Raw genomic sequence first — 14340 nt, forward strand, 5'->3', positions numbered from 1 at the left:
GTCGAGGCTTCACGCCGAACCCACGTACTGATCTGCCCGCCGTACATCCAGGCGGGACCACCGCCCCGGCCAGGTCCGCACAGACCGGACCGCAGCCGGACAGCACAACCGGTCGCCGAGCCAGACTGGCCGACGTCCGCTCCAGGGAAGGACCCTTCGTGAGCGACACCACCGATCTGATGGGCGTGAACGCCGATACCGCCGCCGACGGTGCCGCGGCGCCCGCCACGGACGCATCCGCCACGCCTGCCTCCGGTGCCGCACCCAGGCGACGGCGCTCCGGCACGGGGCTGGAGGGCATGGTTCTGGCCGAGCTCCAGCAGGTCGCCTCCGGCCTCGGTATCAAGGGCACCGCGCGGATGCGCAAGAGCCAACTGATCGAGGTCATCAAGGAGCGCCAGGCAGGCGGAAGTTCGGACTCCGCGCCCGCGGCCTCGGACAAGGGCGGCAAGACCGCCGAGAACAAGCAGGCCAAGCCCGCCAAGAGCGCCGACGCCGGCGCGGAGGCCACGTCCGGCGGCGAGGGCGCCGAGGAGGCCAAGCCCAAGCGCCGCGCCGCCTCCCGGGCCCGCACCACCGGCGAGGCCGAGGGCGCGCAGCAGGACGGGCAGGGCCAGATCGACATCCCCGGCCAGACCGAGGGCGACGCCAAGGCGGCCCAGGAGGGCGGCGGCCGCGGCCGCCGCGCCAAGGGCGATGCCGAGGGCGCCGAGGGCCGCACGGACGGCCGGTCCGGCGGCGAGGGCAAGCAGGACGGCAAGGACAACCGGGACGGCCGGTCCGAGCGCTCCGAGAAGGACGGCAAGGGCGGCTCCTCCGGCGAGGGCAAGCAGCAGCAGGACCGCCCCTCCAAGCGCGAGCGCCAGCGCGACCGCGACCGCAACCGCAACAAGAACGAAGGCGGTGGCGGTGGCGGTGGCGGCCAGCAGAACCAGGGCGGCGGCGGTGGCGGCGGCGGCCGCCGCGACGACGGCTTCGACGACGACGGCAGCGGCCGGCGCGGCCGGCGCGGCCGCTACCGGGACCGCAGGGGCCGGCGCGGTGGCCGCGAGGACTTCGAGCCGCAGATCGCCGAGGACGACGTCCTGATCCCCGTCGCGGGCATCCTCGACATCCTCGACAACTACGCGTTCGTCCGAACCTCGGGCTACCTGCCGGGGCCGAACGACGTGTACGTCTCGCTGGCCCAGGTCCGCAAGAACGGCCTGCGCAAGGGCGACCACGTCACCGGTGCGGTGCGCCAGCCGCGGGAGGGCGAGCGGCGCGAGAAGTTCAACGCGCTGGTCCGGCTGGACTCGGTCAACGGCATGACGCCCGACGACGGCAAGGGCCGCTCCGAGTTCAACAAGCTCACCCCGCTCTACCCGCAGGAGCGGCTGCGGCTGGAGACGGAGCCCAACCAGCTCACTCCCCGGATCATCGACCTGGTCTCGCCGGTCGGCAAGGGCCAGCGCGGTCTGATCGTGGCCCCGCCCAAGGCGGGCAAGACGATGGTGCTGCAGTCGATCGCCAACTCGATCACCCGGAACAACCCCGAGTGCCACCTGATGGTCGTCCTGGTCGACGAGCGTCCGGAAGAGGTCACCGACATGCAGCGGTCGGTCAAGGGCGAGGTCATCTCCTCGACCTTCGACCGCCCGGCCGAGGACCACACCACCATCGCCGAGCTGGCCATCGAGCGGGCCAAGCGGCTGGTGGAGCTGGGGCACGACGTGGTGATCCTGCTGGACAACATCACCCGGCTCGCCCGTGCCTACAACCTCGCCGCGCCCACCTCGGGCCGCATCCTCTCCGGCGGTGTGGACTCCACGGCGCTGTACCCGCCGAAGAAGTTCTTCGGTGCGGCGCGCAACATCGAGGACGGCGGCTCCCTGACGATCCTCGCCGCGGCGCTGGTGGAGACCGGCTCCCGGATGGAGGAGGTCATCTTCGAGGAGTTCAAGGGCACCGGCAACATGGAGCTCAAGCTCGACCGCAAGCTCGCCGAGAAGCGGATCTTCCCCGCGGTGGACGTGGACGCGTCCAGCACCCGCAAGGAGGAGATCCTCATGGCGAACGAGGAGCTCCAGATCGTCTGGAAGCTGCGGCGTGTGCTGCACGCCCTGGACCAGCAGCAGGCCATCGAGCTGCTGCTGGACAAGATGAAGCAGACGAAGTCCAACGCGGAGTTCCTGCTCCAGATCCAGAAGAACACCCCGACCCCCGGCGGCCAGGACTGACGCCACCCGGCAGCCGGCCGAAGCGCCCGGAGCGGCCCGGACCCCGGTCCGCGAGCCGCTCCGTCGCCCGGACGGGTCAGAACGAGGGCCGCCCCACCACACACGGTGGGGCGGCCCTCGCCGTGCGTCCGGGCCGCTGAGAGCTTGCCCACAGCCCCTCCCGGCCGGTGCCCGCCCGCCGCTCGGCAGGCGCGAGCGCGTCGTCGCAGGTAAAACGGGAGCAGTGCCGCGTTGCGGCCCGGTCCGTACGCCGTAGTGCCGACCCGCGCTCCTGCCGAGCGCGGCGACGCGTTGTGCGACCCTTCCGGCGAGACAGCGCGTCCCCCGCGGGGACGACATCTCGACCGGAACGACCGCACGGCGTCCGCACAGGACACACGGCGCCACGAGGCAGGACTGAGGGAAGTGACCATGGCGGGCGACAGCTACGAGGGCGACACGGCGGCAGCGCGCCGCTCCGGGGGCATACGTGCCACCGGCCGTCGCCGCAGGCCGCTCAGCGGAAGCCGGCGCGCCCTGCGGGTCGCGGCCTGGACCGTGGCGGGCGCGCTCGTGCTGGGCGGGGGGAGCCTGGGCTTCGTCTACTTCAAGCTCGACGGCAACATATCCGGCGTCGACATCAACGCGGCCCTGGGCGCCGACCGGCCGGAGGACACTCCGGACGGCTCCATGGACATACTGGTGCTCGGCTCGGACAGCCGCGCCGGGGCGAACGCGAAGTACGGCAGGAACGAGGGCGGCGCCCGCTCGGACACGGCGATGGTGCTGCACATCAACGAGAAGCACGACAAAGCCAGCGTCGTCTCCATACCCCGGGACACGGTGGTGCAGCGGCCCAGCTGCAAGGGCGACGGGTCCGAGAAGGGCAGGACCGTCCCGGCCCAGCGGGCCATGTTCAACTCCGCGTACAAGGTCGGCGGCCCCGCCTGCGCCGTCAAGACCGTCGAATCCCTCTCCGGCGTCCGGATGGACCACTACCTCGAGGTCGACTTCGCCGGCTTCCAGAAGCTGATCGACACCCTCGGCGGGGTGGAGATGACCACCCACAAGGCGATCGACGACAAGGACAGCCACCTGAAGCTCGAGGCGGGCACCCACCGCCTCGACGGCGAGCAGTCCCTCGGTCTGGTCCGCACCCGGCACGGGGTGGGCGACGGCAGCGACCTGGGCCGCATCCAGCTCCAGCAGGCGTTCCTCAAGGCACTGATCGACCAGGTCAACAGCGTCGGCCTGTTCAGCAGCCCCAAGAAGCTCTACGACCTGGCGGACACCGCGACCTCCGCGGTCACCACCGACTCGGAGCTGGACTCGGTCGGCAAGCTGACCGGCATGGCGAAGACACTCAAGGGCATCAAGTCCGACGACATCCGGATGACCACGCTGCCGGTCGCCTACGACCCCGGGGACCCGAACCGGGTGGTGCAGATCCGCTCCAAGACCGCGAAGGTCTGGTCGGCGCTCCGGCACGACGAGCCGGTGCCGAAGTCCGCCACCAAGGGCTCGGCGGGCGACCGGACCGACATCGGCGGCGTGGTGGACGACGGCCGCGCCAGTGCCTCCGCGACGCCGCAGGCGGGCACCGGGCAGCAGTCCGACGGCTGACCTGCGCCGCGGCGGCCGCCGCAGGGGCGGTCCGGCCCGGCGCGCGGTCCGTCCGGGCGTGCCGACGGGGGCCGCCGGGCCGCGCCGGCGCCTCCCGGCCGGGCCGTGGCGGCGGTGCCGGGAATACCGGGCCCGTCCACCCGGTTTTGGGGGGTGCGGCCACCAGTGGCAAACTGGACCGTCGGCCCCGGTTCACGGGAAACAACCCGTCTCCCGACCCGGTGCCCTCCCGAACCTAGGAGTGACCTTGAAGCGCGACATCCACCCCGAGTACCGCGAGACCCAGGTGAGCTGCACCTGCGGCAACTCGTTCACCACGCGCACGACCATGTCGGAAGGCATGATCCGCGCGGACATCTGCTCGGCCTGCCACCCCTTCTACACCGGCAAGCAGAAGATCCTCGACACCGGTGGCCGCGTGGCCCGCTTCGAGGCCCGCTTCGGCAAGAGCGCCGGCAGCGCCAAGAAGTAGCGACACCCCAGCGCCGGTCCGCGGCTGCCCCTGCCGGGCAGCGCGGCCCGGCGCTCTTTTGGTGCTCAGCGCCCCAGGCGCCCGCCCGCTGCCCGCTGCGCGGCGGTGCGCCCCCACTCATCAGCAAGGGATGGCCACGATGTTCGAGGCGGTCGAGGAACTCGTCGGCGAGCACGCCGACCTGGAGCGGCGACTCGCCGATCCGGCGATCCACGCCGACCAGGCGGGTGCCCGCCGGCTCAACAAGCGCTACGCCGAACTCACCCCCATCGTCACCGCCTACGGCGAGTGGAAGCGGACCGGGGACGACATCGGCACCGCGCGGGAACTGGCCGCGGAGGACCCGGACTTCGCCGACGAGATCAAGGAGCTGGAGCGGCGCCGCGAGGAGCTCACCGAGCGGCTGCGGCTGCTGCTGGTCCCGCGCGACCCCAGCGACGACAAGGACGTCATCCTGGAGATCAAGGCGGGCGAGGGCGGCGACGAGTCCGCGTTGTTCGCCGGTGACCTGCTGCGGATGTATCTGCGCTACGCCGAGCGCCTCGGCTGGAAGACCGAGCTGATCGAGTCCAACGAGTCCGACCTCGGTGGCTACAAGGACGTCCAGGTCGCCGTGAAGACGAAGGCCTCGGCCGAACCGGGCCAGGGCGTGTGGGCGCGGCTGAAGTACGAGGGCGGGGTGCACCGTGTGCAGCGGGTGCCCGCCACCGAGTCCCAGGGCCGCATCCACACCTCGGCGGCCGGCGTCCTGGTGCTGCCGGAGGCGGAGGACGTGGACGTGGAGATCAGCCCGAACGACCTGCGCATCGACGTCTACCGATCCTCCGGGCCCGGCGGGCAGTCGGTGAACACCACCGACTCGGCCGTGCGCATCACCCACGAGCCGACCGGCATCGTCGTCTCCTGCCAGAACGAGAAGAGCCAGCTCCAGAACAAGGAGCAGGCCCTGCGCATCCTCCGCGCGCGGCTGCTGGCCGCGGCGCAGGAGGAGGCCGAGAAGGAGGCCTCGGACGCCCGCCGCAGCCAGGTCCGGACGGTCGACAGGTCCGAGCGGGTGCGCACCTACAACTTCCCGGAGAACCGCATCTCCGACCACCGCGTCGGGTTCAAGGCGTACAACCTGGACCAGGTGCTGGACGGCGAACTCGACCCGGTCATCCAGGCGTGCGTGGACGCGGACTCCGCGGCCAAGCTGGCCGCCGCTCAATGACGCCCGGGAGGGGGACGGAGTGAACGTGCTGCTCGCCGAGGTGGCCCAGGCCACCCAGAGGCTGGCCGACGCGGGTGTGCCCTCACCGCGCTTCGACGCGGAGGAGCTGGCCGCCTTCGTGCACGGCGTGGGACGGGGCGAGCTGCACCGCGTCGCCGACGCCGACTTCGACGCGCGCTACTGGGAGGCGGTCGCCCGCCGCGAGGCCCGCGAACCGCTCCAGCACATCACGGGGCGGGCCTTCTTCCGCTACCTGGAGCTGTATGTGGGAGCCGGCGTCTTCGTGCCCCGGCCCGAGACCGAGTCCGTGGTCGGCTGGGCGATAGACGCGGTACGGGCGATGGACGTGGCCGAGCCGCTGATCGTGGACCTGTGCACCGGCTCCGGTGCCATCGCGCTGGCGCTCGCGCAGGAGGTGCCCCGCTCCCGGGTGCACGCCGTGGAGCTGGACGAGTCGGCGCTGGTGTGGGCGCGCAAGAACGTCGAGGGCTCGCGGGTGACCCTGCACCGGGGCGACGCGCGGACCGCGCTGGGCGAGCTGGACGGCCAGGTCGACCTGGTCATCTCCAACCCGCCCTACATTCCGCTCACCGAGTGGGAGTATGTGGCGCCGGAGGCCCGCGACCACGACCCCCAGGTCGCGCTGTTCTCCGGCGAGGACGGCCTGGATGTCATCCGCGGCCTGGAGCGCACCGCCCACCGGCTGCTGCGCCCCGGCGGCGTCGTGGTCGTCGAGCACGCCGACACCCAGGGCGGGCAGGTGCCCTGGATCTTCACCGAGGACCGCGGCTGGGCTGACGCCGCGGACCACCCCGACCTCAACAACCGGCCCCGTTTTGCCACTGCACGCAGGGAGGTGCCGTAATGGCACGGCGATACGACTGCTCCGACGCGACCGACCGGGCGACCGGCCTCCGCGAGGCCGCCTCGGCCGTCAGGCGCGGAGAACTCGTCGTGCTGCCGACCGACACCGTCTACGGCGTCGGTGCGGACGCGTTCAGCGCGGACGCGGTCGGCGATCTGCTGGAGGCCAAGGGGCGCGGCCGCGGCATGCCCTCGCCGGTCCTGGTGGGCTCGCCGAACACGCTGCACGGCCTGGTCACGGACTTCTCCGAGGCGGCCTGGGAACTGGTCGACGCCTTCTGGCCCGGTGCGCTCACCCTGGTGGCCCGGCACCAGCCGTCGCTGACCTGGGACCTGGGGGAGACCCATGGCACGGTGGCGGTGCGGATGCCGCTGCACCCGGTCGCGATCGAGCTGCTGAACGAGTTCGGCCCGATGGCCGTCTCCTCGGCCAACCTCTCCGGGCACCCGGCGCCCAAGGACTGCGACGAGGCCCAGGAGATGCTGGGCGAGTCCGTCGCCGTCTACCTGGACGGCGGCCCCACCCAGGACAACGTGCCCTCGTCGATCGTGGATGTCACCGGCTCGGTGCCGGTGCTGCTGCGGGCGGGCGCCATCGACGCCGACGAGCTGCGCAAGGTCGTACCGGGCCTGGAGGTGGCCCCGTAGTGACCGCCCCACCCGGGCGTGGGCCGGCCGCGGCCGGCGGCATAAGCGGCGCCGACGGCGCGTTCCGTATCCTCCACGTCTCCACAGGCAACGTGTGCCGCTCGCCGATCACCGAGCGGCTCACCCGGCATGCCCTGGCCGACCGGCTCGGGGAGCGCCGCACGGGCGGCCTCGTGGTCGAGAGCGCGGGGACGTGGGGGCACGAGGGCGCGCCCATGGAGGAGAACGCGGTCGCCGTGCTGCTCGAACACGGTGCGGACGCCGAGGGGTTCACCGGGCGCGAGCTGCTGGACGAGCACGTGATCCGGGCCGACCTGGTGCTGACGGCCACCCGCGACCACCGTGCGCAGGTGATCTCCATGGGTCACTCCGCGGGCCTGCGCACCTTCACGCTCAAGGAGTTCACCCGGCTGGTGCGGGCGATAGACCCCGCGACGCTGCCGGTCGCGGGCAGCCCCGAGGACGTGGTGGAGCGGGCCCGCGCGCTGGTGCAGGCGGCGGCCGCGCTGCGCGGCTGGCTGCTGGCGCCCAGCCCGGAGGCGGACGAGATCTACGACCCCTACGGCGCCCCCATCCCGTACTTCCGCAGCGTCGGCGAGGAGATCAGCGGAGCGCTGGATCCGGTGGTCACCGCCCTGACGGGGGTCCCGGCGCCTGCCTAGACCGTGCCCTCCCGGCCGCACCACCGCGTACCGCCGCACCAGAACCAGCGGTCAGCGGTGAGCGTGTCCTATGGTGTGGGCCTGAACAGCCCGGCCGACCGGGCCTGCGTCCGAACTGCGAGACCTCTGGGGAGCCTTTCCGGTGCGTGAATATCTGCTGACGCTGTGCGTCACGGCTGCGGTCACCTATCTGCTGACCGGGCCGGTGCGGAAGTTCGCCATCGCGGCGGGCGCGATGCCGCCGGTCCGCGCCCGCGACGTGCACCGGGAGCCGACTCCCCGGCTCGGCGGCATCGCCATGTTCGGCGGACTGTGCGCCGGGCTGTTGGTCGCTTCACAGCTCACCAACATCGGGAAGCTGTTCACTCTTTCCGATGAGCCCAGGGCGCTGCTCTCGGGTGCCGGGCTGATCTGGCTGATCGGCGTGCTGGACGACAAGTGGGGCGTCGACGCGCTGGTGAAGCTCGGCGGGCAGATGATCGCCGCCGGTGTGATGGTGCTCCAGGGGCTGACGATCCTGTGGCTGCCGGTGCCGGGCGTGGGGAACGTCGCACTCACTCCCTTCCAGGGCACGCTGCTCACGGTGGCGCTGGTGGTGATCACCATCAACGCGGTGAACTTCGTGGACGGCCTGGACGGCCTCGCGTCGGGCATGGTCTGCATCGCGAGTGTGGCGTTCTTCATGTACGCCTACCGCATCTGGTACGGCTACGGCATCGAGGCGGCGGCCCCCGCCACGCTCTTCGCGGCCGTGCTGATGGGGATGTGCCTGGGCTTCCTGCCGCACAACATGCATCCGGCCCGCATCTTCATGGGCGACTCCGGTTCGATGCTGATCGGCCTGGTCCTGGCCGCGGGCGCGGTCTCCATCACCGGCCAGGTCGACCCGGACCTGATGGTCGAGCACACCGGTTCGGTCAAGTCCGCGGTGCACACGATGGTGCCGCTGTACATGCCGCTGCTGCTGCCGCTGAGCATCATCGCGATCCCGGTGGCCGACCTGGTGATGGCGATCGTGCGGCGCACCTGGAACGGCCGCTCGCCGTTCGCGGCCGACCGGGGGCATCTGCACCACCGGCTGCTGGAGGTCGGGCACTCGCACAGCCGTGCCGTGCTGATCATGTACTTCTGGGCCGCGTTGATCGCCTTCGGGGCCGTGGCCTTCTCGGTGCGCTCCTCCAGCCTCGCCATCGTGCTGACGATCGTGCTGCTGAGCGCAGTGGGTCTGGTGGTGCTGCTGATGCCGCGCTATACGCCGCGGGTGCCCGGCTGGGCGCAGCAGGTGCTGCCGCCCCGGTATCGGAGGGGCGGCCGGGAGGCGGCGGATGCCGAGGCGGCGCCGGAGTCGGCCGCGGAGGGCGCGGGGGAGCGGGCGGCGCCGCGGGAGGCGGAGCGTGAGCCCGCGATGGCCGGGTTGCACGGGGCGACGGCCATCGGGGAACGTCGGCAGTTCACCCGGGAGAAGAAGATCAACACCCCTGAGTGAGCTGCTCGGTGAGCAGTCGAAGCCTCTGATACCAGACAAAGTGGCTGGCGTCAGCTGGAGATGCTCTCTGTCACACCTGCGTGTGACGGGGGGCACACCAAGTAGGTAAAGACCTCATCAAATAGTTTGTGATACCGTTCACGAAACCCGGTGGCCAGCCGAAGTTCCGCACTCTCGCGGGCTCTTCTGTGGGAGGTCCGCCCTCCGCGCCGGGCTACGCTCTTCCTCGACGACTCACGTCCCCCAGATTTCCCCCGGAGCACACCACATGCAGTCGAACGACGCACGCATGCTGCTGCACTGCGCCGTCCCGACCGCCGTGGCCGCTGTCGTGGCCGCAGTGATCAGCGGCGTCTTCGCCGGAAGCAAGGGAGCGATCGGCGGCGCCGCCGGAGCGCTCGTGGCGATCCTCTTCATGGGGATCGGCCTCTACGCCCTGCAGCGCACGGCCAGGTCTCTCCCGCACCTCTTTCAGGCGATGGGTCTGCTGCTCTACACGACGCAGATCCTGCTGCTGCTCGTGGTGCTGATCGCGTTCCGGGACACGACCCTCTTCGACACCAGGAGCTTCGCTCTCGCCCTTCTCGCCAGCACCATCGTGTGGGTGGTCGCGCAGACCCGGGCGCACATGAAGGCGAAGATCCTGTACGTCGAGCCCTCCTCCAGCTCCGGCGAGAAGGCCAGTGGCACGTAGGGGCGGGATAAGTGCTCGTTCGAGCAACTGCTATCGTCCGAGACCAACTGCGGCGCAGCAGGCGGGGACGGTCGAGGTTCCGCGTTCCGGGAGACGGAACGGGCGCTCTCGCTCTCCGGCCGGCCGCCGCCCCCCAATCCGCAAGACCAGTCCAGTGCCGCTCCGCGGTCGCACGCCGCGCCGACACACCGAGGTAGCCGTATACATGCGCCATGCAGAAGGAGCTCGCGGTGAGTGCTGACCAGATGCTCGCCTTCGAGACCGATTGCCACATCTTCTCCGGCTGCGGCTTCGAGGCGCCCGGAGTCCATTCGTTCATCTTCAAACCGCTGTTCACCGTCGGTGGCATCGAGTTCAACAAGACCATGCTGCTGGCGCTGGTGGGCACGGTCGCGATCGTCTGGTTCTTCTGGGCAGCTTTCGCCAGGCCGAAGCTGGTGCCGGGCAAACTCCAGATGGTCGGCGAGGCCGGGTACGACTTCATCCGCCGCGGTGTCGTGTACGAAGGGCTCGGCAAGAAGGAAGGCGAGAAGTACGTTCCGCTGATCGTCTCGCTCTTCTTCTTCGTCTGGATCATGAACATGTGGGCGGTCATTCCGCTCGCGCAGTTCCCCGTGACGTCGGTCATCTCCTACCCGGCGGCCCTGGCCCTGATCGTGTACGTGCTGTACATCAGCCTCACGTTCAAGCGCAACGGATTCGTCGGAGGCTGGAAGAACCTCTCGGGCTACGACAAGTCGCTCGGCGCGGTGCTGCCCCTGATCATGTTCCTGGAGCTCTTCCAGAACCTGCTGGTGCGTCCTTTCACCCACGCGGTACGACTCTTCGCCAACATGTTCGCCGGGCACACCCTGCTGCTGCTGTTCACGCTCGCCACGTGGTACCTGCTGAACGGCTTCGGCATTCTCTACTCCGGCGTCTCCTTCATCATGACCGTGCTGATGGTGGCCTTCGAGCTGTTCATCCAGGCGGTTCAGGCGTACGTCTTCGTGCTGCTGGCCACCAACTACATTCAGGGCGCTCTCTCCGAGAGCCACTGACCGGCCGCCGCTCACCCGATTTCCCATCCACCGGTGGCCAACCCCCACCGGTCCGTGAACGAGAAGGAAGTAACGAGCATGTCCGCTCTCCAGAGCCTCGCCGCCGTCCAGATCCAGGGCAACCTCGCCGCGATCGGCTACGGCCTCGCCGCCATCGGCCCCGGCATCGGCGTCGGCATCGTCTTCGGCAACGGCACGCAGGCGCTCGCCCGGCAGCCCGAGGCCGCCGGCCTCATCCGCCAGAACCAGATCCTCGGCTTCGCCCTCTGTGAGGCGCTGGCGCTGATCGGTCTGGTCATGGGCTACGCCTACCCCAGCTGATCCGGCGACCCCGTCCCTTTCGACGAAAGGCACTGATGTGATCGCCTTCGTACAGATGGCGGCCGAGGAGGAGAACCCCCTCGTCCCGCCGATCCCCGAGTTCGTCATCGGGCTGCTCGCCTTCGCCATCGTCTTCTTCTTCCTGTGGAAGAAGCTCCTCCCGAGCATCAACAAGGTGCTGGAAGAGCGTCGTGACGCCATCGAGGGCGGCATCGAGAAGGCCGAGGCCGCGCAGCAGGAGGCCGCCGACGTACTCCAGCAGTACAAGGACCAGCTCGCCGAGGCCCGCCACGAGGCTGCCCGGCTGCGGTCCGAGGCCCAGGAGCAGGGCGCCACGCTCATCGCCGAGATGCGCGCGGAGGGCCAGCGGCAGCGTGAGGAGATCATCGCCGCCGGTCACGCCCAGGTCGAGGCCGACCGCAAGCAGGCCGCGCAGACGCTGCGCCAGGACGTGGGCAAGCTCGCCACCGACCTGGCGGGCAAGCTCGTCGGCGAGTCGCTCGACGACCACGCCCGGCAGAGCCGCGTGATCGACCGCTTCCTCGACGGGCTCGAAGACGCCGCCGAGGCAGACGCCAGCGGAGCCGCCCGATGAATGGTGCGAGCCGTGAGGCGCTTGCCGCCGCGCGCGAGAGCCTGACCGCGCTGACCGACTCCACCTCGGTCGACGCAGCGGCCCTCGCCGACGAGCTCGCCGCCGTCACCGCGCTGCTGGAGCGTGAGGTCTCGCTGCGCCGGGTCCTCACCGACCCGGCGCGGGACGGCGAGGCCAAGGCGTCGCTGGTGCAGCGGCTGCTCGCCGGCCAGGTCGGCGGCCCGGCCACCGACCTGGTCACCGGCATGGTCCGCTCCCGCTGGTCCGCGCCGCGCGACCTGGCCGACGCCGTCGAGCAGCTGGCGGACCTCGCCGACCTGGTGTCGGCCGAGCGGGACGGGCAGCTGGACGACGTCGAGGACGAGCTGTTCCGCTTCGGCAGGACCGCCGTCTCCTCGCCGCAGCTGCGTGCGGCGCTCGCCAGCCGTACGGCCGGACCGGAGGCCAAGCGCGCCCTGCTGCGGGAGCTGCTGGGCGGCCGGGTCCGGCCGGCCACCGAGCGCCTGGTGACCCGGCTGGTCACCCAGCCGCGGGGACGTAGCCTGGACAGTGGGCTGGAAGCCCTCTCCCGGCTGGCTGCCGAGCGGCGCAACCGTTCGGTCGCCGTCGTGACCTCCGCGGTTCCGCTGAGCGACGAGCAGAAGCGGCGCCTGAGCGCGGCACTGGCCACGCTCTACGGCCGTCAGGTGCACCTGAACCTGGACGTGGACCCCGAGGTCCTCGGCGGGATCACGGTGCAGGTGGGCGACGAGATCATCAACGGCTCGATCGCCGACCGGCTGGAAGCGGCCAAGCGGCGGATGGCGGGCTGAAGCAGTACCCGGCGCGCGAGCGCCAACCAACTCAACAAGCACGAAAGCGGCCCGAGTTGGGCCGTACACAGGGAGTCGGGGGAAAGCGCCCCCCGGAGCCCGAAGGAACTTACGGGCCCAACAAGGAGAGCAGGGAACCCAGATGGCGGAGCTCACGATCCGGCCGGATGAGATCCGGGACGCGCTGGAGAACTTTGTCCAGTCGTACACGCCGGACGCGGCCTCGCGCGAAGAGGTCGGTACGGTCAGCGCTGCCAGTGATGGCATCGCGAAGGTCGAGGGGCTGCCCTCGGCCATGGCGAACGAGCTGCTGAAGTTCGAGGACGGCACCCTCGGCCTCGCCCTCAACCTCGAGGAGCGCGAGATCGGTGCGGTCGTCCTCGGTGAGTTCAGCGGCATCGAAGAGGGCCAGTCGGTCCAGCGGACCGGCGAGGTCCTGTCGGTCCCGGTCGGCGACGGCTACCTCGGCCGTGTCGTCGACCCGCTGGGTGCGCCGATCGACGGCCTCGGGGAGATCGAGACCGAGGGCCGCCGTGCCCTGGAGCTCCAGGCCCCCACGGTCATGCAGCGCCAGGAAGTCAACGAGCCGATGGAGACCGGCTACAAGGCCGTCGACACCATGACGCCGGTCGGCCGCGGCCAGCGTCAGCTCGTCATCGGCGACCGGCAGACCGGCAAGACCGCGCTGTGCGTCGACACGATCATCAACCAGCGCGACAACTGGCGCTCGGGCGACCCGGACAAGCAGGTCCGCTGCATCTACGTCGCCGTCGGCCAGAAGGGCTCCACCATCGCGTCCGTGCGCGGCGCGCTGGAGGAGGCGGGCGCGCTGGAGTACACCACCATCGTGGCGGCCCCGGCGTCCGACCCGGCCGGCTTCAAGTACATCGCCCCGTACACCGGCTCGGCCATCGGCCAGCACTGGATGTACCAGGGCAAGCACGTCCTGGTCGTCTTCGACGACCTGTCCAAGCAGGCCGACGCCTACCGTGCCGTCTCGCTGCTGCTGCGCCGTCCGCCGGGCCGCGAGGCCTACCCGGGCGACGTCTTCTACCTGCACTCCCGGCTGCTGGAGCGCTGCGCCAAGCTCTCCGACGACATGGGCAAGGGCTCGATGACCGGGCTGCCGATCGTCGAGACCAAGGCGAACGACGTCTCGGCGTTCATCCCGACCAACGTCATCTCCATCACCGACGGCCAGTGCTTCCTGGAGTCCGACCTGTTCAACGCGGGCCAGCGCCCGGCGCTGAACGTCGGTATCTCGGTCTCCCGCGTCGGCGGCAAGGCCCAGCACCGGGCGATCCGGCAGATCACCGGCTCGCTCCGGGTGGACCTGGCCCAGTACCGCGAGCTGGAGGCGTTCGCCGCCTTCGGTTCCGACCTGGACGACGCCTCCAAGGGCGCGCTGGAGCGCGGCAAGCGGATGGTCGAGCTGCTCAAGCAGTCGCAGTACGCCCCGTTCTCCACCGAGGACCAGGTCGTCTCCGTCTGGTCCGGGACCAACGGCAAGATGGACGACGTGCCGGTCGAGGACATCCGGCGCTTCGAGCGCGAGCTGCTGGACTACATGCACCGCGAGGAGCAGCCGCTGCTGAACAGCATCCGCGAGGGCGGCAAGATGTCGGACGACACCGTCCAGATGCTGGGTGACGCGGTCGACAAGTTCAAGACGCAGTTCGAGACCTCGGACGGCAAGCTGCTGGGCGAGGGCTGAG

The 14340-nt window shown here is 70.6% G+C and carries 14 protein-coding genes; all 14 read left to right on the forward strand.

From position 1 onward, the window contains the following. Positions 1 to 158: 158 nt before the first annotated feature. The 14 genes from rho to atpA all read left to right on the forward strand — a co-directional run bounded on the left by rho (position 159) and on the right by atpA (position 14339). Complete coding sequence (gene rho, locus A949_RS0103445) at positions 159 to 2219, forward strand: transcription termination factor Rho (protein ID WP_019354609.1); 2061 nt, start codon at positions 159 to 161, stop codon at positions 2217 to 2219. Positions 2220 to 2630: 411 nt separating this feature from the next. Further along, complete coding sequence (locus tag A949_RS0103450) at positions 2631 to 3821, forward strand: LCP family protein (protein WP_019354610.1); 1191 nt, start codon at positions 2631 to 2633, stop codon at positions 3819 to 3821. A 247-nt stretch (positions 3822 to 4068) separates the two neighbouring features. Continuing rightward, positions 4069 to 4293: a 50S ribosomal protein L31 gene (gene rpmE, locus A949_RS0103455; protein ID WP_019354611.1), complete on the forward strand. Its 225-nt coding sequence runs from the start codon at positions 4069 to 4071 to the stop codon at positions 4291 to 4293. A 139-nt stretch (positions 4294 to 4432) separates the two neighbouring features. Then, the gene (gene prfA / locus A949_RS0103460) at positions 4433 to 5503 is read left to right on the forward strand and encodes a peptide chain release factor 1 (RefSeq protein ID WP_026004307.1); all 1071 of its coding nucleotides are present in this window, start codon (positions 4433 to 4435) and stop codon (positions 5501 to 5503) included. A 19-nt stretch (positions 5504 to 5522) separates the two neighbouring features. Further along, entirely contained in the window at positions 5523 to 6368 is an 846-nt protein-coding gene (prmC, locus tag A949_RS0103465; protein ID WP_019354613.1) for a peptide chain release factor N(5)-glutamine methyltransferase, read from the forward strand. Further along, on the forward strand, positions 6368 to 7015 hold the full coding sequence (locus A949_RS0103470; RefSeq protein ID WP_019354614.1) for an L-threonylcarbamoyladenylate synthase: 648 nt from the start codon (positions 6368 to 6370) through the stop codon (positions 7013 to 7015). Before prmC ends, A949_RS0103470 begins: the two co-directional genes overlap by 1 nt. Continuing rightward, a complete protein-coding gene (locus A949_RS0103475) occupies positions 7015 to 7677 on the forward strand; it encodes an arsenate reductase/protein-tyrosine-phosphatase family protein (RefSeq protein WP_019354615.1) in 663 nt (220 codons plus the stop codon). The genes A949_RS0103470 and A949_RS0103475 overlap by 1 nt, the downstream gene beginning before the upstream one ends. A gap of 142 nt (positions 7678 to 7819) precedes the next feature. Beyond that, positions 7820 to 9163, forward strand: a complete 1344-nt coding sequence (locus A949_RS0103480) for an MraY family glycosyltransferase (RefSeq protein ID WP_019354616.1) — start codon at positions 7820 to 7822, stop codon at positions 9161 to 9163. A gap of 268 nt (positions 9164 to 9431) precedes the next feature. Beyond that, positions 9432 to 9857: a hypothetical protein gene (locus tag A949_RS0103485; RefSeq protein WP_019354617.1), complete on the forward strand. Its 426-nt coding sequence runs from the start codon at positions 9432 to 9434 to the stop codon at positions 9855 to 9857. Between the two features lie 212 nt (positions 9858 to 10069). Then, the gene (gene atpB, locus A949_RS0103490; RefSeq protein ID WP_019354618.1) at positions 10070 to 10897 is read left to right on the forward strand and encodes a F0F1 ATP synthase subunit A; all 828 of its coding nucleotides are present in this window, start codon (positions 10070 to 10072) and stop codon (positions 10895 to 10897) included. A 78-nt stretch (positions 10898 to 10975) separates the two neighbouring features. Next, positions 10976 to 11218, forward strand: coding sequence for an ATP synthase F0 subunit C (gene atpE, locus A949_RS0103495; RefSeq protein ID WP_019354619.1), 243 nt, complete (start codon positions 10976 to 10978; stop codon positions 11216 to 11218). A 55-nt stretch (positions 11219 to 11273) separates the two neighbouring features. Continuing rightward, complete coding sequence (locus tag A949_RS0103500) at positions 11274 to 11813, forward strand: F0F1 ATP synthase subunit B (protein ID WP_175488595.1); 540 nt, start codon at positions 11274 to 11276, stop codon at positions 11811 to 11813. Beyond that, positions 11810 to 12625, forward strand: coding sequence for a F0F1 ATP synthase subunit delta (locus A949_RS0103505; RefSeq protein WP_019354621.1), 816 nt, complete (start codon positions 11810 to 11812; stop codon positions 12623 to 12625). Before A949_RS0103500 ends, A949_RS0103505 begins: the two co-directional genes overlap by 4 nt. Positions 12626 to 12767: 142 nt before the next feature. Further along, entirely contained in the window at positions 12768 to 14339 is a 1572-nt protein-coding gene (gene atpA, locus A949_RS0103510; protein ID WP_019354622.1) for a F0F1 ATP synthase subunit alpha, read from the forward strand. Position 14340: the final 1 nt, after the last annotated feature.

The sequence above is a fragment of the Streptomyces sp. AA1529 genome (genome assembly GCF_000280905.1).
Lineage (GTDB): Bacteria > Actinomycetota > Actinomycetes > Streptomycetales > Streptomycetaceae > Streptomyces.

What these genes read in the sequence shown, in the direction of transcription:
- atpB (WP_019354618.1), top strand. Translation starts at nt 10,070, where the DNA reads ATGCAGAAGGAGCTCGCGGTGAGTGCTGACCAGATGCTCGCCTTCGAG.
- prfA (WP_026004307.1), top strand. Translation starts at nt 4,433, where the DNA reads ATGTTCGAGGCGGTCGAGGAACTCGTCGGCGAGCACGCCGACCTGGAG.
- A949_RS0103470 (WP_019354614.1), top strand. Translation starts at nt 6,368, where the DNA reads ATGGCACGGCGATACGACTGCTCCGACGCGACCGACCGGGCGACCGGC.
- A949_RS0103505 (WP_019354621.1), top strand. Translation starts at nt 11,810, where the DNA reads ATGAATGGTGCGAGCCGTGAGGCGCTTGCCGCCGCGCGCGAGAGCCTG.
- A949_RS0103450 (WP_019354610.1), top strand. Translation starts at nt 2,631, where the DNA reads ATGGCGGGCGACAGCTACGAGGGCGACACGGCGGCAGCGCGCCGCTCC.
- atpA (WP_019354622.1), top strand. Translation starts at nt 12,768, where the DNA reads ATGGCGGAGCTCACGATCCGGCCGGATGAGATCCGGGACGCGCTGGAG.
- A949_RS0103485 (WP_019354617.1), top strand. Translation starts at nt 9,432, where the DNA reads ATGCAGTCGAACGACGCACGCATGCTGCTGCACTGCGCCGTCCCGACC.
- A949_RS0103500 (WP_175488595.1), top strand. Translation starts at nt 11,274, where the DNA reads ATGGCGGCCGAGGAGGAGAACCCCCTCGTCCCGCCGATCCCCGAGTTC.
- atpE (WP_019354619.1), top strand. Translation starts at nt 10,976, where the DNA reads ATGTCCGCTCTCCAGAGCCTCGCCGCCGTCCAGATCCAGGGCAACCTC.